The organism is Acinetobacter sp. FY683, assembly GCF_059515885.1.
Window position 1 is genome coordinate 142,245 of sequence record NZ_JCAKNA010000001.1, and the last position, 22,826, is coordinate 165,070.

14 protein-coding genes are annotated in these 22,826 nt (G+C 36.6%); 7 read left to right on the forward strand and 7 right to left on the reverse strand.

Annotated features, from left to right (window positions below; all coding sequences use genetic code 11):
- Positions 1–260: 260 nt before the first annotated feature.
- Complete coding sequence (locus AC5YDH_RS00685) at positions 261–2,489, reverse strand: TonB-dependent receptor domain-containing protein (RefSeq protein WP_496116321.1); 2,229 nt, start codon at positions 2,487–2,489, stop codon at positions 261–263.
- Between the two features lie 254 nt (positions 2,490–2,743).
- Here AC5YDH_RS00685 and tig point away from each other — a divergent pair, with 254 nt between their 5' ends.
- From tig to clpX, 3 genes are all read left to right on the forward strand, one after another.
- Positions 2,744–4,075: a trigger factor gene (gene tig / locus AC5YDH_RS00690; RefSeq protein ID WP_496116323.1), complete on the forward strand. Its 1,332-nt coding sequence runs from the start codon at positions 2,744–2,746 to the stop codon at positions 4,073–4,075.
- A gap of 191 nt (positions 4,076–4,266) precedes the next feature.
- Positions 4,267–4,878 carry an ATP-dependent Clp endopeptidase proteolytic subunit ClpP gene (gene clpP, locus AC5YDH_RS00695; protein ID WP_496116324.1) on the forward strand — a complete coding sequence of 204 codons (612 nt, stop codon included), beginning with the start codon at positions 4,267–4,269 and terminating at the stop codon, positions 4,876–4,878.
- A gap of 24 nt (positions 4,879–4,902) precedes the next feature.
- Complete coding sequence (gene clpX / locus AC5YDH_RS00700) at positions 4,903–6,213, forward strand: ATP-dependent protease ATP-binding subunit ClpX (RefSeq protein ID WP_496116326.1); 1,311 nt, start codon at positions 4,903–4,905, stop codon at positions 6,211–6,213.
- Between the two features lie 54 nt (positions 6,214–6,267).
- Here clpX and AC5YDH_RS00705 read toward each other — a convergent pair whose 3' ends face one another.
- Positions 6,268–6,795, reverse strand: a complete 528-nt coding sequence (locus AC5YDH_RS00705; protein WP_496116328.1) for a DUF2059 domain-containing protein — start codon at positions 6,793–6,795, stop codon at positions 6,268–6,270.
- Positions 6,796–6,934: 139 nt separating this feature from the next.
- On the reverse strand, positions 6,935–8,458 hold the full coding sequence (locus AC5YDH_RS00710) for a fumarate hydratase (protein ID WP_496116329.1): 1,524 nt from the start codon (positions 8,456–8,458) through the stop codon (positions 6,935–6,937).
- A 973-nt stretch (positions 8,459–9,431) separates the two neighbouring features.
- Here AC5YDH_RS00710 and gltS point away from each other — a divergent pair.
- On the forward strand, positions 9,432–10,670 hold the full coding sequence (gltS, locus tag AC5YDH_RS00715) for a sodium/glutamate symporter (protein ID WP_496116330.1): 1,239 nt from the start codon (positions 9,432–9,434) through the stop codon (positions 10,668–10,670).
- A gap of 515 nt (positions 10,671–11,185) precedes the next feature.
- Complete coding sequence (locus tag AC5YDH_RS00720) at positions 11,186–11,644, forward strand: nucleoside deaminase (RefSeq protein ID WP_496116331.1); 459 nt, start codon at positions 11,186–11,188, stop codon at positions 11,642–11,644.
- 91 nt (positions 11,645–11,735) lie between these two features.
- Here the strand turns inward: AC5YDH_RS00720 and pta are convergent, their stop codons facing one another.
- From pta to nagZ, 4 genes are all read right to left on the reverse strand, one after another.
- Complete coding sequence (pta, locus tag AC5YDH_RS00725) at positions 11,736–13,877, reverse strand: phosphate acetyltransferase (RefSeq protein ID WP_496116333.1); 2,142 nt, start codon at positions 13,875–13,877, stop codon at positions 11,736–11,738.
- 48 nt (positions 13,878–13,925) lie between these two features.
- Entirely contained in the window at positions 13,926–15,140 is a 1,215-nt protein-coding gene (locus tag AC5YDH_RS00730; RefSeq protein ID WP_496116334.1) for an acetate/propionate family kinase, read from the reverse strand.
- A gap of 405 nt (positions 15,141–15,545) precedes the next feature.
- Positions 15,546–16,811 (reverse strand): glutamate-5-semialdehyde dehydrogenase, encoded by a 1,266-nt coding sequence (locus AC5YDH_RS00735; RefSeq protein ID WP_496116335.1) that lies wholly within the window; start codon positions 16,809–16,811, stop codon positions 15,546–15,548.
- A 189-nt stretch (positions 16,812–17,000) separates the two neighbouring features.
- Entirely contained in the window at positions 17,001–18,026 is a 1,026-nt protein-coding gene (nagZ, locus tag AC5YDH_RS00740; protein WP_496116336.1) for a beta-N-acetylhexosaminidase, read from the reverse strand.
- Positions 18,027–18,224: 198 nt separating this feature from the next.
- Between nagZ and AC5YDH_RS00745 the strand changes: the two genes are divergently transcribed.
- Both AC5YDH_RS00745 and AC5YDH_RS00750 read left to right on the forward strand, forming a co-directional pair.
- Entirely contained in the window at positions 18,225–20,420 is a 2,196-nt protein-coding gene (locus AC5YDH_RS00745) for a carboxy terminal-processing peptidase (protein ID WP_496116337.1), read from the forward strand.
- Positions 20,421–20,665: 245 nt separating this feature from the next.
- Entirely contained in the window at positions 20,666–22,732 is a 2,067-nt protein-coding gene (locus AC5YDH_RS00750; RefSeq protein ID WP_496116338.1) for a bifunctional diguanylate cyclase/phosphodiesterase, read from the forward strand.
- Positions 22,733–22,826 lie beyond the last annotated feature (94 nt).

The following is a 22,826-nucleotide window of genomic DNA, read 5'->3' on the forward strand; positions in this document are numbered from 1 at the left end:
AGGATGTGATGATTATTGAGTGCAAATAGTAATGATTCCTATTTATAAAGTCTTTTAATTTGAATTGGTAATAGCGATTCTCAAATGGAGATAATATGGAAGTTTGAATGAAATAATGTAACAAATTGTATTTAAACTTATGTTTTTTAAGAAAATAGGAATTTTCATTTTAAGTTTAATTAATTATTGAGAATATGAATGTAGAAGCTTTAATAAAAAAACCTGCCGAAGCAGGTTTTTTAGGATTTGAGGTAGATAACTTAGAAGTCGTATGAAACAGATAGCCAGTAGTTACGACCAGCTAAATATGTACCCGAAGTACTAGATCCTACATCTAAATATTTATAGCCAGTTGTAGTTTGAGAGGCATTATTACTTATGTAGTTATAAGATTGAGCACCATCAGTAAAATCTTTATCTAATAAATTGTTAACAGCGACATTCAGACGCAATTGATCAGATATTATATAGCTTGCACCTAGATTAAAGTGGCTATAGCCTGAGAGTTTATCTCCAAATAATCTATATTCTTCTTGATCACTAGAGCCTTGTCCAACAGCAACACCATCTATATTTGGAGTATTTAAGAAGCGTTGACGTTCTGATTTATATTCGTACTGTAGCCATAAATCAACAACTGGTGATAAATGCCAGGTAGATGTTAAATTGAAGGCATTTCTAGGTTGGTTATTATAATAAGTACCTTCATTTTCTCCATCGGTAATCTTACTTTTTGTATACGTGTAAGCGGCTTTAATATCCCACTCTGGTAATACTGAATAGTTTACACTAGCTTCAGCACCATAAACTTTAGCCTCATTTGCATTTATACTACTTGAGCATGTTGTAGCTGTTACGCACTCAGTTGACATTGGTAAATTTGTGGAAACAATAGCATCTTTAATTTGATTGTAGAAACCTGTAACGTTGACGTTTAACTTGTCATTTGGCTCTAAATTGAACCCAAGTTCATAGTTAGTTGATGTTTCAGGTTTTAAATTTGGATTACCAAAAGTCAAAGAGCGACCTTGACGTCCCATACCAATTAAATTATTGGATAAAGATTTTGCAGAGGGAGCTTTATAGCCAGTACTAACCCCACCTTTTATTGTTAGGATATCGTTGGTATTCCAAACTAAATAGGCCCGTGGGCTAAAATGAGAACCGAATCCTGAGTGATCTTCTACTCGCCCGCCATAGGTTAAGGTTAAATTATCTAATAGTGACCATTCATCTTCAGCGTATATAGAAAATGAGTTTTGATCAAATTCATCTATACCATTTTTGTGTTTGGCAATATTATCTTTTATCGTTTGTTTTTTGTACTCTATGCCAGCTGTTAATTTGTGAGCATTAATTTGAGAAATGACATGGCTGTTGAGAATCAAGTCTGTGTTTTTAAGCTTGCGGTCACTTCCGATAATAGAATTATTTGCTTGTTGATTTGTTGGAAATGCTTCGGTTGGTATAGTTCTTCCCTTTGTTTCCGTTTCAGAATGGCTGATATATGTTTTCCAATTACCAAAGTTGTATTCTCCATCGTGACCAAGTGAAAATTGACTTCGATTAAAAATTAATTCGTCTTTGTATCCAGATGCAGATGGAATATATACAGGAGACCCTTGAGTGCCGATATTGGATTCAGTTGTCCAATCTAGCGTTCCTAGTCTGTTATCTTCATTTTTAAAATTTTGACTTGAGTGGAAAGAATCAAACCAAAAAGAGTTTTGATTATCAACTTTAAATGTTAGTTTTCCACCAACATCATAATTGTGTGCTGTAGTTGGGCGTGGGTCACGACCAGTAGAGCCTTCAATTCGTTCTGATCGTCCGCGATCATAATAACTACCGCGCAGTTGTAAGCCTAATTTATTGTTAATTAAGGGGCCATTAAGTAAAAAGCTAGTTTTCCACGAATCTGCTTCTGCTCCACTTTCCATAGCATTGCCACTAACAGTGATATTTCCATTCCATTCATCAGATATTTTCTTAGTGATGATATTAATGATACCTCCCATAGCATCTGAGCCATAAAGAGTTGACATAGGGCCACGGATGACTTCAATTCGCTCAATAGCGGACAGAGGGGGCATAAAACTGGTAGAAGTTTCTCCAAAACCATTTGGTGTTACATCTGTTGATGTTGTTTGACGACGACCATCGATGAGAATTAATGTATCATCTGCCGCCATACCGCGGATGCTAACATTTAAGCCACCTGTTTTTCCTACACCATTACGAACATCTACCCCAGGAATATCTACTAATAAATCTGCAATGCTAGTGGCATTTTTACGTTCAATATCTTCTCTTGTGACTACACTGATTGAAGCAGGTGCATCTTTAATTTGTTGTTCAAAACCAGATGCAGAAACTACGATTGTAGATAGTTGATGATTTTGTGTTTCTGTAGATGTTTCTGCAAAAACTGAAGTTGTCATTGCCCCAAGCAATGCGATAGATAAAGGATGTAGGTTGAACTTACTCATAAAAGAATTCCAAAAATGGACGAGAAAAAAGACTTGAATAATAATTGTTCGCAATATTAACGATAAACATTATCATTTGCAATGAAATATATACAAACGTATCTTGATTTCTTTCATAAGAAATATGAGCTAGTGCTTTGTACAAAGACTTTAACTAAAGGTGCTATAATCCTTTTTTTTGTATATCTTTAAATGTTGTCATATAATGTGGCACTTTTTAAAAAACTGTTATTTCCAATTATATCGAGGAAGCCATGCAAGTAACTTCTGAAGCGGTTTCGGGCGTTGCCCGTCGTTTAAACGTATCTGTACCGACGAGCCGTATTAATGAGCAATTTGAAGCTCGTTTGAAACGCACTGCCAAAACTGTAAAGATTAACGGCTTCCGTGCGGGTAAAGTACCTGTGAACGTTGTTCGCCGTGAATACGGTGCTGGTATTTATCAAGAAGTTGTTAACGACATTATTCGTGACACAGTTTTTGAAGCAATCCAACAAGAGAAAATTAACGCTGTTGGTATGCCAAATATTGATAAAACTGAAATGAAAGATGATGCTTTAGTTTATCAAGCAACTGTAGAAGTTTATCCTGAAGTTGATGTTAAATTTGACGGTTTAGAAGTTGAACGTAAAGCAACTGAAGTAAATGATAAAGATGTAGATCAAATGATCGAAAATCTTCAAAAGCAACGCGCTTCTTGGACTGAAACAAAAGGCATGGCTAAAAAAGACATGCAAGTAACTTTTGATTTCGAAGGTTCTGTTGATGGCGAGAAGTTTGAAGGTGGTTCTTCTGAAGACTTCAAACTAGTATTAGGTTCTGGTCGTATGATCCCTGGCTTCGAAGACGGTATCGTTGGTATGAAGAAAGGCGAAGAGAAAGTTATTGATGTAACTTTCCCTGAAGACTACCAAGCTGAAAACCTTGCTGGTAAAGCTGCTCAATTCAAAATTACAGTTAAGCTTGTTGAAAAACAAAAGCTTCCAGAAATTGATGCTGAATTCTTAAAAGTATTTGGTTTAACTGAAGAAGAAGGCGTTGAAAAACTTAAAGCTGACGTTCGTAAAAACATGGAACGTGAAGTTAAAAACGGTCTTCGCAACCAAGTTAAAGGTGCAACTTTTGATGCGCTTGTAGCTGCTAACGAAGTAGAAATTCCAGAGTCTATGTTGTCTCAAGAAATTGACCGTCAACGTCAACAAATGATTCAACAATTCACTCAACAGTTTGGTGCTCAAGGCGCTAAAGCATTTGACAGCAGCATGCTTCCAGATGACTTGTTTAAAGAACAAGCTGAAAAATCAGTTAAACTTGGCGTATTAGTAAGCCGCGTTTTAGCTGAAGCTAAAATTGAAGTAGATGCTGCTCGCGTTGAAGCTTACATTGCTGATATGGCTTCTTCTTACGAAGATCCAAACGAAGTAATTGAATTCTTCAAAAACGATGCGCAACAACGTCAACAAATTGAAGCTGTTGTATTAGAAGATCAAGTTGTAGATCATATTTTAGCATCTGCTAAAGTAACTGATACAAAAGTAAGCTATGAAGACTTATTGAAAGAGCAACAAGCTCGTCAACAAGGCTAATTTCTAGCTGAAAGAAAAAAGGCGCTTTAGGCGCCTTTTTTTATGAAAATGAATAATCGAAATCATTTTTATTTAATATGTCTGATGTAAAAAATCTACTATTTAAGCTCGAATATTTTGCAATTTTGATAAATATCCCTCATATTGTCGCTATGGGTTAACTCACAAAAAATTTAGGAATAAATAAACGTATGTATGTTCCAACAATTGAAAACGCTTTAGTTCCAATGGTGGTAGAGCAGTCATCTCGTGGCGAGCGTTCTTTTGATATTTATTCACGTCTTTTACGTGAACGCGTCATCTTTTTAACAGGTGAAGTTGAAGACAATATGGCGAACTTAATTGTTGCACAAATGTTGTTTTTAGAAGCTGAAAACCCAGATAAAGATATCCATTTATATATCAACTCACCAGGTGGTTCTGTAACTGCAGGTATGGCAATTTACGATACTATGCAATTTATTAAACCTGATGTTGTGACTTATTGTATGGGTCAAGCGGCATCAATGGGTGCATTCCTATTAAATGCTGGTGCAAAAGGTAAGCGTTATTGCCTTGAAAATGCACGTGTAATGATTCATCAACCACTAGGTGGTTTCCGTGGTCAAGCATCTGATATTGAAATTCACGCACGTGAAATTTTATTTATTAAAGAACGTTTAAACCGTTTAATGGCTGAACACAGCGGTCAAGATTATGAACGTCTTGCTAAAGATACAGATCGTGACAACTTCATGACTGCACAGCAAGCAAAAGAATACGGTTTAGTGGACGAAGTTTTATCTAAACGTCCATCAATTTAAAAAAGATTAGTTATTGGAGTAAATATGTCCGAACATCCTCAAGGACAAAAGCATTGTTCATTTTGCGGTAAAACGCAGTCTGAAGTCGGGAAACTGATTGCAGGTGAGGACGCATATATCTGTAATGAATGTGTGGACGTATGCCTAGATTTAGTTCAAACCAGTCAGCAAGTAGAATCAAGTGATTGGGCGACTAAGCCTTTACCAAAACCGCATGAAATTCGTGCTGCGTTAGATCAATATGTGATTGGTCAAGATGTTGCGAAGAAGACTTTATCTGTTGCTGTATATAACCATTATAAGCGTTTAAAAGTGCAAAATAGCGGTCAAAAAGCAGAAGATGGTGTTGAAATTTCGAAAAGTAACATCATGCTTGTTGGGCCTACAGGTTCAGGTAAAACATTACTTGCACAAACACTTGCTCGTTTGCTTGATGTGCCTTTTGCAATGGCAGATGCAACTACGTTAACTGAAGCTGGTTATGTAGGTGAAGATGTTGAAAATATTGTTCAAAAGCTTCTTCAGAAAGCTGATTACGATGTAGAAAAAGCACAGAAGGGCATTATCTATATCGATGAAATTGACAAAATTACACGCAAATCTGAAAACCCATCAATTACACGTGATGTGTCTGGTGAAGGTGTTCAACAAGCTTTACTTAAAATGATTGAAGGTACAGTTGCTGCAATTCCACCTCAAGGTGGTCGTAAGCATCCTCAACAAGAATTGATTCAAGTTGATACTTCAAACATCTTGTTTATTTGCGGTGGTGCATTTTCAGGTCTTGAGAAAATTGTGCAACAGCGTCAAGAAAAGGGTGGCATTGGTTTTACAGCAGAAGTGCGTAAAAAAGATGAAACTAAAAAGCTGTCTGATTTGTTCCGTCAAGTTGAAGCAACAGACCTTGTGAAGTTTGGTTTAATTCCAGAATTTATTGGTCGTTTACCTGTTATTGCAACACTCGATGAGCTTGATGAAGATGCTTTATTGCAAATTTTGACTGAGCCAAAAAATGCTTTAACGCGTCAATATAAATACTTATTCGACATGGAAAATGTAGATTTAGTATTTGAAGAGTCTGCTTTACGTGCGGTGGCGAAAAAGGCTCTTGAGCGTAATACAGGTGCGCGCGGTTTACGTTCAATTTTAGAAAACTCTTTGCTTGAAACGATGTATGACTTACCAAGTCGTGAAGATGTTGGCACTGTTGTGGTGAATGAAGCGGTTATTAATGACAATGCTCAGCCAGAGCTTAAAGCTGAGCGTCAACCTAAGCAAAATGAAGTTAAAGAAGATGTAAAAGCTGACCTTAAGTTAGTCAATAAATCTGCTTAATTTAAATTTTTGTATTAAAAAACGCGCCTTCAGGCGCGTTTTTTTTGCTCTTATTTATTGCTGTGCTAAGGGTTCAATAATTTTAATAATTTCTTTTTCATAATCTGAGTTTTTCATAGTTTGTGTTGCAAGATCTTCAATTGCTATTTGAATTTCCATCATGGCTTGAGTACTTTTTTCGTTAATTGATTTACCTTCAGGTGTTGATAAAAACTTGTTATAAGCCTGAATTTCTTCTTCTGTATAAATGTTTTTAATAATTTTTTTTACAGTTGCTATTGCTTGAGGGCTCGTAATAGTTTTTTTTGTCATATCAAACATTTTTTGACTGAGCTTAAGTGAAATGGTTATTTCATTTGCATCTAATTCATTATTTGGAGAAATACTTTGAATAATTTGTTCAGCTTGACTGTCAAAGTAGGGTTGTAGTTCATTAATATTTTTATTCAACGTGCTATTTAACTCACTCAGTTGAATAAATTTATTAATGGTTGAATCTGTTGCTGTAGTGGCATAAATGTTTATTGAGCCCAAAAAGCATAAGCTGAATAAAGTTGATTTTAAAATTGTTGAATATGTCATTTATCATTGCTCATCTTTCATTCTTATTAGTTGAATAGTAGCGTTTTGGGTAAGTAAAGCGAATGTCATTTTATGTCTTTAATCAAAAAAAATGCTACCGATCCGAAGAAAGGTAGCATTAGTATTACGGAGCTAAAACTTATTTAGCAGCATCCGTTACTGGAATTTTCCCAATTTTTGCTTGCCAAATTTTTGGTGCAGTTGCGTGAACAGATGTACCGTTTACGTCTACAGCAACAGATACAGGCATGTCTTTCACAACAAACTTGTAGATTGCTTCCATACCAAGGTCAGCAAATGCAACAACTTCTGCTTCACGGATTGCTTTAGACACTAAGTATGCAGCACCGCCAACAGCCATTAAATAAGTTGTTTGAGTATCTTTAATTGCTTCAATTGCAGAAGGACCACGCTCAGCTTTACCAATCATGCCGTAAAGACCAGTCGCTTCTAAAACTTGGCGAGTAAATTTATCCATACGTGTTGCAGTTGTTGGGCCAGCAGGACCAACTACTTCATCACCAACAGGATCTACAGGACCAACGTAGTAGATAAACTTACCTTTAAGATCTACAGGAAGTTCTTCACCATTATTCAACATATCAACCATACGTTTGTGCGCAGCGTCACGACCTGTATAGATGGTACCGTTAAGAAGTAATGTATCGCCTGGTTGCCAAGCATTCATTTCTTCTTGAGTAATGTTGTCTAAATCAACACGTTTAGAAGTAGATGAATCCCAAGTTACTTCAGGATAATCTTCAAGTTTAGGTGCAATAATATTTGCAACACCAGAACCATCTAATGTGAAGTGTGCATGACGAGTTGCAGCACAGTTAGGAATCATACCTACTGGTTTGCCCGCAGCGTGACATGGGTAATCTTTAATTTTAATATCTAGAACAGTTGTTAAACCACCAAGACCTTGAGCACCAATACCTAAAGCATTTACTTTCTCGAAGATTTCGATACGAAGTTCTTCAAGTTTGCTTTGCGGTCCACGACGAAGTAATTCGTCCATGTTGATTTCTTCCATCAATGCTTCTTTTGCAAGCATCATGGCTTTTTCAGCAGTACCACCAATACCAATACCCAACATGCCTGGTGGACACCAGCCTGCACCCATCGTTGGAACAGTTTTAAGTACCCAATCTACAATTGAGTCAGATGGGTTAAGCATTGCAAGTTTAGATTTGTTTTCTGAACCGCCACCTTTTGCTGCAACAGTGATATCTACTTTGTTACCAGGAACAAGTTTGTGGTAGATCACAGCAGGGGTGTTGTCTTTCGTATTCTTACGACCAAATGCAGGGTCAGCAAGTACAGATGCACGAAGTACGTTAGAGTTTTCTAAGTAACCTTGGCGTACACCTTCGTTAATCGCGTCGTCTAAGCTCATCGTTAAATCGAATTTAACGTCCATGCCCACTTCAACGAATACGTTTACAATACCAGTATCTTGGCAGATTGGACGATGTCCTTCTGCACACATACGAGAGTTAATTAAGATTTGTGCGATCGCATCTTTTGCAGCTTTGTTTTCTTCACGGTCATACGCACGGCTCATCGCTTGGATGAAGTCTTGTGGGTGATAGTATGAAATGAACTGAAGCGCATCTTTAACCGATGTGATCAAGTCATCTTGCTTGATAATAGTAGTCATACAAAAATCTCTTGAGCGGGCTGTTAGCTAGCGGGCTAAATTATAAGATAAAAAGCAGGTTTTGTGGGTGTTTTGATCAAGCTTTGGGCGAAAGTTTAATGTGTTGTCATAATTGTGATTTTCGCTGTCATATTTGATGGTTTTTTGATGCATTGATTGTCATATTTCATGCAATATTTGTCATATATGACAGAGTTTAATGTGAGTTTTAGTGGTAAGTTGTTGAATTACATTGTTATAATAGTTTATTTCAATGTTTCATATTTGTCATATAACTGTCATAAAACTTTAAGATAATGTTCATATCAAAGTTAGAGTATGAAATTATGATTACAGCAGTTGTTTCAGTCGTTGGTTTTTCTATGTTTATCGCAGCAACGTGGTTCTACGGTCAGCAAGAAGATCAAGCTTAAGCTTTATCTTCTTTTTTTTTTGCTTAAAATTTTATAAAAATAATATTCTTCTCAAATCTCAAATCTCAAATCTCAAATCTCAAATCTCAAATCTCAAATCTCAAATCTCAAATCTCAAATCTCAAATCTCAAATCTCAAATCTCAAATCTCAAATCTCAAATCTCAAATGAATAAATTGTTTATTTTTTAATCGCAAAAGAATGCAGTATTTATTTTTAAATTTCATGCAATTAAGTAGTAAAAACTATGATTAATTATTAATCTTCTGAACAAAGTAGGAGGGTATATTTATTTATTTATCTATTTTAGATATAATTGAAATGGACAAACGCGTTAGTTTTTGATGAGTTTTTGTAAGTACTTGGTTGTTTAATATAAAAATAACATTAATAGTATTAACTCAAGTTCCATCAAATCATCATAAGCTTTCATTGCTTTATTTCTTTTAATTTCTTCTTCTATTTGTTCTTTTTTACTTTTATAGATAATGTCTTTTGCTGTATTAAAGGGCAGAAAATCTTAGAGTTGGAACAATTCCAAAACTGTATGGAAAATACTTATGGAATTCAGTTTTAATGCGTTCTATACGCTCATAGCGGCGACGATTGTACTTTTATTAGGTCGTTTCTTGGTCAATAAAATTGATTTTTTGAAACGTTATAATATTCCTGAGCCTGTTGCTGGTGGTTTAGTTGCAGCAATTCTTTCTTTGGTTGTACACAATATTTGGGGCTTCAGTCTTACTACAAGTAGTGAACTTCAAACGAGTTTCATGCTTATTTTCTTTGCATCTATTGGTTTAAGTGCCAACTTTGCCAAGTTAAGAGAAGGCGGTCTTGGTCTTGTTATTTTCTTAGTCTGTGTATCAATATTTATTATTGTTCAAAACTTTGTTGGTATTAGTTTAGCGACTTTGTTAGGTATTGACCCTTTAATTGGTTTAATCGCAGGTTCTATTACGTTAACTGGTGGTCATGGTACTGCTGGTGCTTGGGGTGAAATCTTAGAAGTTCAGCACGGTATTCAAGGCGCGTTAGCGCTTGGTATGGCAAGTGCTACTTTTGGTTTGATTATTGGTGGTATTATTGGTGGCCCATTAGCTAAGCTATTGATTAACCGTCATAATCTTGCTCAACCAATGACAAGTCAAGAGAAGACTAAAGATAATGAGTCAACAGAAAATCAAGACTCTGCTGAATTTACTCAGTTTGAATTTCCACATCAAGTTCGTTTAATTACTGCCGATAATGCAATTACGACTTTAGGTATGTTTGCTGCATGTCTTGCATTTGCTGACTTTATGACTGGCTTTAGTAAGGGAACATGGTTTGAACTTCCAACATTTGTTTGGACGTTGGCTGGTGGCGTAATTTTACGTAACGTGCTTGAAAGCATATTCAAAGTTCATATTTTTGATCGTGCAATTGATGTCTTTGGTAATGCTTCATTGTCTTTGTATTTAGCAATGGCTTTACTTTCATTGAAATTATGGCAATTAGCAGATTTGGCTGGTCCATTGGTTGTGATTTTAGGTGCACAAACGCTAACAATGGCGTTGTATGCTGGATTCGTAACTTTCCGTGTAATGGGTCGAAATTATGATGCTGCTGTATTGGCAGCGGGTCATTGTGGTTTCGGTATGGGGGCAACACCAACAGCAGTTGCCAACATGCAAGCAATTACAAATATGTATGGACCTTCACATAAAGCATTCTTGATTGTTCCTTTATGTGGTGCATTCTTCGTAGACTTGATTAATGCGACTGTTATTCAAGTAATTTTGAAGTTCTTTGCATAATTAAAAAATATGAAAAATAGGAGCTATATGCTCCTATTTTTTTGTCTAATGAATATGCATTGATTGTCATATTTCATGCGATATTTGTCATATATGACAGAGTTTAATGTGTTTTTTGGTATTAAGTTATTGAATTACATTGTTATAACGGTTTATTTGAATGTTTCATATTTGTCATATAACTGTCATAAAACTTTAAGATAATGTTTATATCAAAGTTAGAGTATGAAATTATGATTACAGCAGTTGTTTCAGTCGTTGGTTTTTCTATGTTTATCGCAGCAACGTGGTTCTACGGTCAGCAAGAAGATCAAGCTTAAGCTTTATCTTCTTTTTTTTGCTTAAAATTTTATAAAAATAATATTCTTCTCAAATCTCAAATCTCAAATCTCAAATCTCAAATCTCAAATCTCAAATCTCAAATCTCAAATCCTATTACGTTACAGAACAAGCCATATACCTGAAAACTTTGATGGTAGAGTATGTATTCTATGACTAGCTTGGAGAGGTTAATAATGAAGACAATATCTTTCATACAAGAAGCGTTGAATTTAGCTTATAAAAATGCGGATGAAGGTGGTCGACCATTTGGGGCTGTAGTAGTCAAAGATGGAAAAATTATTGCCTCTGGTATTAATGAAATTTTGACAACGAATGATCCGACTGCACATGCTGAATTGTCTGCTATTAGAAAAGCTAGCCAAATTTTGGGTTCTAGTCGTTTAGATGGTTGTACTGTTTATGCAAGTGGACATCCTTGTCCGATGTGTTTAGCTGCGATTCATTTAGCGGGAATTACAGAAGTAAATTATGCATATTCGAATGAAGAAGCAGAGCCTTTTGGGTTGTCGAGTCAAGCTGTATATAAAGAGTTAGCAAAACCGATTAATGAACAAAAGGTTCTAATTCAATATGTACCTGTTCGGTTGGATGGAAAAGCAAATTTGTATAAATATTGGAAAGATAAGAATTAATGTTTTGTAAAACTCAGAGTTTTGTTTGTCAATAAAAAAACACCCCATCTTTCGATGAGGTGGGGAATGCGGAGACGCTAATTTGTAAAGCTTAAGCAGACTGTTGCTCTGCTTGAATTGCCGTTAAGGCAATAGTAAATACAATATCATCCACCAAAGCACCACGTGACAAGTCATTTACAGGTTTATTTAAACCTTGCAACATTGGACCAACACTCACTACATTCGCAGAACGCTGAACAGCTTTATATGTTGTATTACCTGTATTTAAATCTGGGAAAATAAATACATTGGCACGACCTGCAACTTTAGAGTCTGGTGCTTTAGAGCGTCCAACAGATTCAACCGATGCTGCATCGTATTGGAGTGGACCATCAATAAGTAAATCAGGACGACGTTCTTTCGCAATACGTGTTGCTTCAGCCACTTTCTCAACATCTGCACCAGCACCAGAAGTCCCTGTCGAATAAGAAATCATGGCAATACGTGGATCTATACCAAAAGCTTTTGCAGAATCGGCAGACTGAATTGCAATTTCCGCAAGCTGTTCAGCATTTGGATCTGGGTTAATTGCACAGTCACCATAAACATAAACTTCATCTGGTAACAACATGAAGAAAACAGATGATACAAGTGAATAATCAGGTGCTGTTTTAATGAGTTGAAAGGCAGGGCGAACCGTATTTGCTGTTGTATGAACTGCACCTGAAACTAAACCATCAACTTGGTCTAAAGCCAACATCATTGTGCCTAAAACAACGGTATCTTGAAGTTGTTCTGTTGCTTGAAGTTCGTTGATTTTACCTTTACGAAGCTCAACCATTTTCCCAACGTAATTATCACGAATCAGGTCAGGATCAACAATTTCTAAATCGCTTGGTAGTTCAATGCCACGTGCTTTGGCAACATCAAGTACAGCTTCAGGTTTAGCCAATAAAATACATTGTGCAATACCACGAGATTGACAAATAGCCGCAGCTTGAATGGTACGAGGTTCATCACCTTCAGGAAGTACAATACGCTTTTTCGCAGCAATCGACTTTTGTACTAATTCATGACGGAATGCAGAAGGCGAAAGACGTTGTTGATGCTTACCATTAATTAAACTTGTTAGCCAATCTGGATGAATATGGCTTGATACGAAGCGAGTCACTTGTTTTGCACGTTCTGTATCATCTACAGGAATTTCATTGCTGAAATTGGCAAGACGTTGTGAAGTTTCAAACGTGCTTAATGTAGTGTGTAAAATGGGTAAGCCGAGCTTAATTGCAGATTGACAGAAATTTAGAACCTGATTGTTGGGTTGGTGATGTTCTGTAAGAACTAAACCTGCAAGAGGAATACCATTACTACTTGCAAGACTACTTGCTAAAAGTACATCAATGCGGTCGGATGCACTAATAATCAGTTCGCCTGCAATAAATTTAGTTAGTTCATGTTCAATGTTTGAGGCAATTAAACTGCTATGTAAAACACGACGTTGATCGGCATCGCCACGGTTAATCCAGCTTGCTTGAATGTGAGATGCAAGATCAGAAATACGAGGCACGCTTAGCGTATTACTAAAAGGAACTAAGCCAATAACGGGTAAATCTTTAGTACCAATGTGTGCATGTGTTTTTTGAATTTGTGCAACGAAATTTTGGGTTTCATCAACTAAACGTAAGCTTGGGTCTAACGTAACAGGGATTTGTGCAGAATCTTCTGACAAGCCTTTGGTACGCATGAATAAAACACCTGAAAGGCGACCACCCGAAATACCACCATATTGACGAAGTAGATTTTCAACTTTTTCAGCAGATGCAGGGGCTTGATGAATATTTGCATTGCTTACAATCACTACTTTTGCATCAAGTGCTTTTGCAAGTGCGGTGTTAATTTCAGCTGCAAATGAATCTCTGCTGGTTGGTACGATACCTTCAACAATAATTAAGTCATGCTTTTTTGCAATTTCACGATGTAAGCGAACAGCATCTTCTAAGAGCTCGTCATTCTCACCGTAGTTTAAACGCTGTGTTAATGCTTCGAAACTTATTGGTTCAACAGTTTCATCTTTAAATAAATGTTGATAAAGCGCTGTTGTACGATCTTCAGTTTTAGCTTGAGCCTCTTGAGAGAAGGGCTTTAAAAAACCCGCTTTTATCCCTTGGCATTCTAAGGCATAAATGAGACCTAAACACGCAGATGTTAAACCTACGCCTTCACCTGTTGGAACCAATAAAATCGTTTTCATATATGTCTAAATCTTAAAATTAAATAAAAATGAGCTAAATTTAATGTGTTAAGCCGATACAGCCTCAAGCTTTTTTGCAGTTATGGAATTCACCTCATTTTGAACAACAAAAGCAGTTTCTTTTGCAATGCGTCCTTCTTCATCTGTTGGTACAACCCAAATTTGAGGACCTGTACCTGCATCAATACGACCTTCAGTTCCACGTTTTAAACTGTCGTTAGCTTCTTTGCTTAAGTTGAAACCAAAGTGAGGTAAGTAAGCGAGCGTTTTTTCACGAATAAATGCAGAGTTTTCACCAATACCACCTGTGAAGAACAAACCGTTGAGTTGCGGTAAACCACAGCTTAATGCGGCAAGAGATTTTGCTAAACGGTAGCAGAATACTTCAATAGCAAGCGTTGCATCTTCATTACCTTGTTCTGAAGCTTCAATGAGTGTACGCATATCATTTGAAAGATCAGACAAACCTAAAAGACCACTTTGGCTATTGAGCATCTTGTCAATTTTATAGATATCCCAACCTAAGTTTGAAGCAAGGAAACTGTGAATACTTGGGTCAACATCACCACTACGCGTACCCATTACTACGCCTTCAAGTGGCGTTAAGCCCATTGATGTATCTACACTTTGACCATTCCAAATAGCGCAAGTTGAGCTACCATTACCTAAGTGTGCGGTCAGCCAACCACCTTTTTTGAAGCTACCAGCAAGTTCCGAACCACGTTCTGAAACATAAGCATGACTTGTACCGTGGAAACCATAACGACGTACGTTGTGTTGTGTATAAAGGTATTTAGGTAGTGCATAACGATATGCATGTGCAGGCATAGTCTGGTGGAATGCGGTATCAAAAACAGCAACTTGTGGTAAGTCTGGGAACAGGCGTTGAGTCGCTTCAATACCGACTAAGTGAGCTGGATTGTGAAGTGGTGCAAGTGGTGTTGCTTCACGAATGGTTTGAATAATATCGTCTGTAATGAGTTCGGCTTTGGTAATTGTTCCGCCATGTACAATACGGTGACCAATGGCATCAGGCTTATAGTTTGCAAGACGCTCTAAGCCAATTTCTAAAGCTTGTCTGTGGTCAGCATTAGGAATACGAATATCTACAGGCTCATTACCCATAGTGACGCCTTTAATTCGGGCTTCTGGTGTGCCTAAGTTTTCAGCTAAACCGTGAATGCGGAAATCTTGATCTTCGAGTAAAAGTGCAAATTTAATTGAAGATGAGCCGCAATTGATTACGAGTACTGATTTAGGCATAACCTTTCCCTTAACTAAAAATTATCGTACTTGAATTGTTGTATTACCCTTGATCATTGATATTCATTATCTTTTGATCTGTGTATATTTGTATCATGTGCTGTTTTCCTGTCCTAGATAGACTTTAGGAGATTAGACTTAAGCACAATCGACCGAATACCCAATAATAATTAAAATTTATGAAGTTATAGATTTCATTTATTATTGAAATACTACCATTTCAAGTGAATTACACATTTAACATAGCATAGTTTGTAAAATATCCATAAAAACTTTATGTGATTATTTTTTGTTAAATTTGAGTGGTTTTTTAATAAACTTTCATAGAATTATAAACTTAATTTTTTCAAAAATAAAAAAAGGGTTAATTCAGAATTAACCCTTTTTATTTGTCTTTTATTTGATCTATTGGCGAATTTGACCATCACCAAAAACAATCCATTTTTGAGATGTTAATCCTTCTAAACCAACAGGACCACGTGCATGAATTTTGTCGGTAGAAATACCAATCTCAGCACCTAGTCCATATTCAAAGCCATCAGCAAAACGAGTAGAAGCATTGATCATCACTGAGCTTGAATCTACGCGTGCAAGAAACTGGCGAGCAAGGCTGAAGTTTTCAGTAATGATTGAATCTGTATGATGTGAACCATATTTATTAATGTGATCAATTGCTTCATCCATACCTGAAACAACCTTAACAGCTAAAATTGGTCCTAGGTATTCTGTGTACCAATCTTCTTCTGTTGCTGTAACGACAGTGCTTCCAAGAATATTTAGAGTTTGTGGGCAACCACGAAGCTCAACGTGTTTTTCTGCATAAAGTTCAGCGACAAGAGGTAAGAAATCGGCTGCTACTTTTTCATCTACAAGTAGAGTTTCCATTGCATTACATACGCCGTAACGGTGTGTTTTTGCATTTAAAGCAATTGGAAGTGCTTTATTGAAATCTGCTTGAGCTTCAACAAATACGTGGCAGTTACCATCTAAATGTTTAATGACAGGAATGCGTGCTTCTTTGCTAATGCGTTCAATTAAACCTTTACCACCACGAGGAATAATCACGTCTACAAATTCGGTTAAAGTAATGAGTTGACCAACAGCTGCGCGGTCAGATGTATTGATTACTTGAACGACATTTTCAGGTAAGCCCGCAACTTTAAGACCATGCTGAACCGCTTCAGCAATTGCTTTGTTCGATTCGAGTGCTTCTGAACCACCACGTAAAATAATGGCATTACCTGATTTTAGTGCAAGAGAGGCGGCTTCTAACGTTACGTTTGGACGTGATTCATAAATCATACCCACCACGCCTAAAGGCACGCGCATTTTACCAAGTTGGATACCTGAAGGGCGGAAAGCTAAATCTGTGATTTCGCCAATAGGATCGGTAAGGCTGATGACATCTTTTAAGCCATCAAGCATTCCTTTAAAGCGTACGGGGTTTAGTTCTAAGCGATCAAGTAGGGCACTGTCCAAATTGTTGGCATGTGCTTTAGTCATATCTGTTTTATTTGCCGCCAAAATTGCCGCTTCATTGGTTAATAAAGCTGCATGAATTGCAGATAAAGCATTATTTTTTACTTGGGTAGACGCACCTGCAAGCACACGTGATGCTTGACGAGCTTGCTGTCCTACCGTTTGCATATATTGTTCAATAGACTCTTGCATAGCGGTTTGATCACTTAGAAATTTCTATTCGATATTAACAGCCCTAAGCAGGACAATGAAGCAGGAAAAAAGAAAAATATAAAAAATCAGTATCCTATAGATGAGATGTTGTTATTTCATGTGAAATATCAAATATGTGCAATCTGCTTTTAGAGTCAATAAAAAAAGCACCAGAAGGTGCTTTCATTTTTATGCATTTGTTGAATTTTTAAACTCGGTAATATTGGTGCGAACCTTTTCCCATTCAGTACCGAGTGATAACTCACCATCAATGTGAATATCAGGAATACGACCACGCATACGTTCTAAGCGTGTTTGATTTGGCAGAGGTAAGTCTACAATTCCTTCCAAAGCAATACATTGCGCTTCTCGGTTATTACAGACTAAGCCCATATCACACCCTGCTTTTAAGGCAGCTTGAATACGTGAATCGGCACCCCCTACAACACATGCTGCTTGCATACTTAAGTCATCTGAGAAAAGTACACCATCAAAATCTAAATCTTTGCGTAGAACTTGTTGAATCCAAAACTCGGAAAAACCAGCAGGGTTTGGATCTACTTTGTCGTAAATTACATGTGCAGGCATTAATGCATCCAACTGTGGTTTAAGTTGAATAAATGTTTGCATGTCTTTTTGTTGGATTTCTTCAAAGCTTCTTGAATCAATAGCAGCAGCAACATGTGAATCTGCTTTTACTGAACCGTGACCTGGGAAATGTTTACCAGTAGATGCCATTCCTGCACGTTTCATACCTTTTAAGAAGGCTTCAGCAAGTGGAATGATGTCATCAATATTGGTTGCAAAACTACGATCACCAATGACATCGCTAATATCATTTAAATCTAAAACAGGTGCAAAGCTAAAGTCGATGCCTACAGCAAGAACCTCTGTTGCCATGAGCCATCCACATTGTTCTGTTAAGTCTAATGCTTTATTCGGATTGGTTTTATAGAGTTCGCCAAAGCGTCCCATTGCAGGGAGCAGCGTAAAACCTTGTTTTAAACGCTGAACTCGTCCGCCTTCTTGGTCGACTGCGATTAAAATTTCAGGTCTAATTTGTCGCATGTGGTCTGTTAATGCACGAACTTGCTTTGGCGATTCAATATTTCGCCCAAATAAAATGACACCACCGACTTGCGGAGCTTGTAATAGTTGAATATCTTCTTGAGTAAGTTCTGTGCCAGCGATGTCGAGCATCAATGCGCCAATCATATCGGTATCCGTTTTTGGAATTTTTCAGGAAAAACAATAACCGAATTTTGCAATGATTTGCTACATTTTGTCAGCACAGTTTATGATAAAACTACATTATAAAACTAATTTAAGCTATTTAAGTCATTGAATCTATCGAATTTCAAGTCAAAATGAGCAAAGAAATTTGGTCAAATACCAAGGAAGTACAAATTATTTATGAAACTTCAAACAATCGCATGTGCTGTTGCAATAGCAATGGGGGGATTTTTCTTTACCCATGCAGTTAACGAAGCTGTAGCTGCAACTGAAACTATAGCAACAACGAAAAAAATTGTTCCGACTCAAGAGCAGGCTTTAGTTTCTCGTCAATTGGCGACTTTGGTAGATCGACAACACTATTTAAATCAGCGTTTAGATGCAAAAACGTCTAATCGTATTTTAGATTTTTACATAGATAGTCTAGATCCTGAACACACATTATTTTTAGCACCTGAAGTTGCAAAATATCAAAAAATGTACGGTGATAATTTTGGTGTCGCATTAAAAGCTGGCGATTTAACTGCTCCATATGCAATTCATGAGCAGTATCGTAATCGTTTAAAGCAGTTTTATGAATATATGTTGGCAGAATTGAAAAAGCCGCAAAACTTAAATCAACCCAATGTCACAATTGAAACTGATCGAGAAAAATCACCATTCTTTAAAACAGAAGCAGAGCAAAAAGCGCATTGGAATAAAATGCTTGTTTCTCAGCTAATTAATTTAACAATTAGTAAAGAAGAAGAGCAGGCGAAACAAAAAGCATTAAAAGACAATCCTGAGTTAGCAGATGGTCAAGATTTAACAGGACCAGAAGATTTGACGCCTGTTCAAACCTTAACGAAGCGTTACACCCGTCAACTTGAGCGAATGAGTCGTATTAAAAGTGATGATGTTTTAGATAAAACATTAAATGCGATGACATTGACTTATGATCCGCATAGTAATTATTTCCCACCAGTTGATGCAATGGAGCTCAATCGTCAAACAACGTTGCAACTAGAAGGTATTGGTGTATCTATTCGCCCTGAACGTGGCAATGAAGATTACACCAAAATTGAAACTATTGTAGAGGGTGGGCCTGCAAGTAAATCGGGTCAAATTAAATCAGGAGATCGCATTATTGGGGTTGCTCAAGATGGCGAAAAAATGGTTGATGTTATTGGTTGGCCGAGCAATGAAATTGTCGGGTTAATCCGTGGTAAACGTGGTACCAAAGTTACAATTAAGTTGCTTGGTGCGGGTGCATCTATGAATCAGGCACGTACAGTTCCTTTAGTGCGTGATGTTATTCAGGAAGAAGATGCTGGTGTACGCTCACGTACTATTGATATTACCCGAGATGGGAAAAAACATACTTTTGGTGTAATTGAAATACCATCATTTTATTTAAATTACCGTGCACGTAGAGCGGGTACAGAGTATCGCTCAGTTTCTGAAGACACGAATAACGCATTAAAGTCTTTAGCCGCTAAAAATGTAGATGGTATTTTAATTGATTTACGTAATAACCCAGGGGGTTCGTTAGAAGAAGTTGCACGTATGCTTGGACAAGTGATTAAGTCTGGGCCTGTGGTTCAAATTCGTGATGGCAATGGCAATGTAAATATTTTTGAAGATACCGATGGCGGTACTCAAACGTATGCAGGTCCATTGGCTGTAATGATTAACTTGGCATCTGCATCTGCAAGTGAAATTTATTCTGCGGCAATTCAAGATTATGAACGTGGGATCGTGATTGGTAGTACAACAACAGGTAAAGGAACAGCGCAAGTTCAGTTGGATAACTTGGCACATGGTCAAGCAACTTTAACTCAACGTAAGTTCTATAGAATTACTGGTGGAAGTACGCAAAACAAAGGCGTAGTGCCTGATATTAAATTGGTAGATGTTTATAATGAAGCATTTGGAGAGCGTAAATCTAAAAATGCTTTAGAGTGGGACACGATTCCAACGGCACCATTTAAACGAGAGGGTTCGGTTCAACCTTATATTTCTGAATTAACGAAGTTGTCACAGCAACGTGTGAAGGTCGATCCTCAATTTAAGTATTTAGAAGAGCGTACTGCAATTGTGAAAAAAGCTGATGATAAAAAAACAGCTGTTTTAGATATTACCCAACGCAAAGCTGAACTTAAAGAAATTGAAGCTCAAACTTTAGCTGCTGAAAATTTACGTCGTCAGGAGACAGGTTTAAAACCGTATGCAAATTGGGAAAGTTACCAAGCTGCTTTAGATGCATTATCTGAATCTAGAGCAAAAATGAAAGCGAATAAACGTCCTCCATTGGCAGAAGAAGAAACTTTTGTGACAGAAGCTGCAAATGTTTTACTAGACTATAATCAGTTGAATAAAACAGCAGTAACTCAGTAATACATGAAGAAGACCAGCAATATGCTGGTCTTCTTCATTTTATGTATTTACTCTTGAGATATTTTTAAGTTATAAGGTGTGTAAATTTGGAAATAAAATGAGATAAGTGCTTGACCTTCAGTGACTTGTATAACATTCTAGGTTGAGTATTTTATAATTGTTGATGATAGTTAATATACGTATAGATGAGTGCATACAAGTGAATGTGGCGCAAAACAAAAATAAAATAACGACAGAGGCGAGCGATGCTTCCAATCCACTATGATGTCGATTTGGTAATAGGGTCAGTAGTTGTATCTATTTTGGCTTGCTATATTGCTTTGTCTGTAGAAAGCACAGTTTCACAAAATGTTAAAAATAGTGCTCGATATAAAAGAATAGTGATTGTATTAAGTGGTTTTTTCTTTGGAATTGCTATTTGGTTAATGCATTTTGTTGGCATGTTAGCATGTCACTTACCGAGTGGTTATTATTTTGATTACACCCTAACTATTGTTTCATTACTTGTTGCATTTATTGCATCGTCATTTGCTGTTTGGTTGACAACGCAAGACACCCTTACCATTCCTAAATTAGTACTAGGTTCTGTTCTTATGGGGCTAGGTATTTCTGGAATGCATTATTTAGGTATGATGGGGTTGGTGATAGAAGGCTATAGTGGCTTTTATAATTTATTAATTGTTACGTTCTCTGTCGTTATTGCCATTTTGGGTTCGGGCATTACTTTTTGGTTGTGGTTTAAGTATAAAAATGCTGTTTTAAATAAATCTTGGTATAAGCTTTTATTAGCTGTGATGATGGCGCTGACTATTGTTGGTATGCATTATACAGGAATGACAGCTGTTTCATTTCACTTAAATTCTGTATCTAATGTAGATGTTGTTGCTCAGCAAAGTCAGGGTATTATTTTCTTTTTAATTGTCTTTGTTACAAGCCTTGTATTGGCGGTTTCTTTTATTATTGCATTGCTTGAGCAAAGATTAGAAGAGCGTAACAAAGAGTTATTAAGTGCTAATCGAGAGCTTGCAAGCCAATCTCTCCAAGATAATTTAACAAAATTACCGAATCGATTATTTTTAACTGAATATGCACATCTTCTTTTTGCACAGCAGCGCTTGAATCAGGGTAAAAGTGCATTTTTATACATAGATTTAGACCGTTTTAAGGCTGTTAATGATGTATTTGGGCACCATATAGGCGATCAGCTTCTTGTTCAATTTGCCAACAGAATTCATAAGCAACTTGCAAGTAATGAAAAGCTTATGCGTATTGGTGGCGATGAATTTTTACTTGTTATTGAAGATTCAACAGTCGAGTATGCAACTTACACTGCAGAACGTACGCATCAAATTGTCCAAGAAGGTTTTTCAATTGTAGGTAAGGAAGTTAATATTTCCGTTAGTATCGGAATAGCCTTATTCCCTGAACATGGCAATAACCTACAAGATGTAATGATGAATGCTGATTCGGCAATGTTGCATTCTAAAAAACAAGGTCGTAATACTTATAGTATTTTTAGTTATAGTGATGTGCAATCTGAGTCAAAAAGCCAAACGAAGCTAATTAATGATTTATATAAAGCTGTAGAAGAACAACAGTTTACATTGTTTTATCAGCCTAAATTTATGACAAGTACAGAGGAAATTTGTGGTGTTGAAGCGCTGATTCGTTGGAATCATCCTGTACATGGTTTATTAGGTCCGAATATGTTTATTCGTGGGGCGGAAAAAACAGGCTTAATTATTCAAATCGGATATTGGGTTTTAGAAGAAGCCTGTAAACAAATCCAAATTTGGGAAGAAAATAAGCAAACGGAATTTTTCCCATTGGCTGTGAATTTATCGGCTATTCAGTTTGAACATAAGCATTTGTTTTCAATTTTGGAAAACTTATTTAGTCGCTATAACATTAAAAGCGGCCGCTTAATGATAGAAATTACTGAATCCACAGCAATGCATCATATTGACACTAGCTTGCGTAGCTTCCTTCGTTTGCGTCAAATGGGAATTAAGCTTGCCATTGATGATTTTGGTACAGGTCATTCTAGTTTTTTGTATTTAAAACAGCTGCCTGTAGACGAACTTAAAATTGATCGTGCATTTATTAAAGACTTAGATCAAAACAGTAAAGATGAGCTTATTTTGGAAAGCATTATTAAGCTAGCGAGTAATTTAGGTTTAACCATAACGGCTGAAGGTGTTGAAACAGACTTTCAAAAAGAGGTACTTAAGCGCTTAGGTTGTCATCAGTTACAAGGTTTTCTGTTAGGTAAGCCAATGCCAGTACAAGATTTAGAACGATTAAAAAAATAGACCCTAATAAAAACGCGATTTTTGCATACATAACGTCGTGGATGCAAAATCGATAATCAGATACAATATCGCCAATTTTTCATATTGATCGTAT

What these genes read in the sequence shown, in the direction of transcription:
- gltS (WP_496116330.1), top strand. Translation starts at nt 9,432, where the DNA reads ATGGAATTCAGTTTTAATGCGTTCTATACGCTCATAGCGGCGACGATT.
- pta (WP_496116333.1), bottom strand. Translation starts at nt 13,877, where the DNA reads ATGAAAACGATTTTATTGGTTCCAACAGGTGAAGGCGTAGGTTTAACA.
- clpP (WP_496116324.1), top strand. Translation starts at nt 4,267, where the DNA reads ATGTATGTTCCAACAATTGAAAACGCTTTAGTTCCAATGGTGGTAGAG.
- AC5YDH_RS00720 (WP_496116331.1), top strand. Translation starts at nt 11,186, where the DNA reads ATGAAGACAATATCTTTCATACAAGAAGCGTTGAATTTAGCTTATAAA.
- AC5YDH_RS00710 (WP_496116329.1), bottom strand. Translation starts at nt 8,458, where the DNA reads ATGACTACTATTATCAAGCAAGATGACTTGATCACATCGGTTAAAGAT.
- AC5YDH_RS00705 (WP_496116328.1), bottom strand. Translation starts at nt 6,795, where the DNA reads ATGACATATTCAACAATTTTAAAATCAACTTTATTCAGCTTATGCTTT.
- clpX (WP_496116326.1), top strand. Translation starts at nt 4,903, where the DNA reads ATGTCCGAACATCCTCAAGGACAAAAGCATTGTTCATTTTGCGGTAAA.
- AC5YDH_RS00685 (WP_496116321.1), bottom strand. Translation starts at nt 2,489, where the DNA reads ATGAGTAAGTTCAACCTACATCCTTTATCTATCGCATTGCTTGGGGCA.
- AC5YDH_RS00730 (WP_496116334.1), bottom strand. Translation starts at nt 15,140, where the DNA reads ATGCCTAAATCAGTACTCGTAATCAATTGCGGCTCATCTTCAATTAAA.
- nagZ (WP_496116336.1), bottom strand. Translation starts at nt 18,026, where the DNA reads ATGATTGGCGCATTGATGCTCGACATCGCTGGCACAGAACTTACTCAA.
- AC5YDH_RS00735 (WP_496116335.1), bottom strand. Translation starts at nt 16,811, where the DNA reads ATGCAAGAGTCTATTGAACAATATATGCAAACGGTAGGACAGCAAGCT.
- AC5YDH_RS00745 (WP_496116337.1), top strand. Translation starts at nt 18,225, where the DNA reads ATGAAACTTCAAACAATCGCATGTGCTGTTGCAATAGCAATGGGGGGA.
- tig (WP_496116323.1), top strand. Translation starts at nt 2,744, where the DNA reads ATGCAAGTAACTTCTGAAGCGGTTTCGGGCGTTGCCCGTCGTTTAAAC.
- AC5YDH_RS00750 (WP_496116338.1), top strand. Translation starts at nt 20,666, where the DNA reads ATGCTTCCAATCCACTATGATGTCGATTTGGTAATAGGGTCAGTAGTT.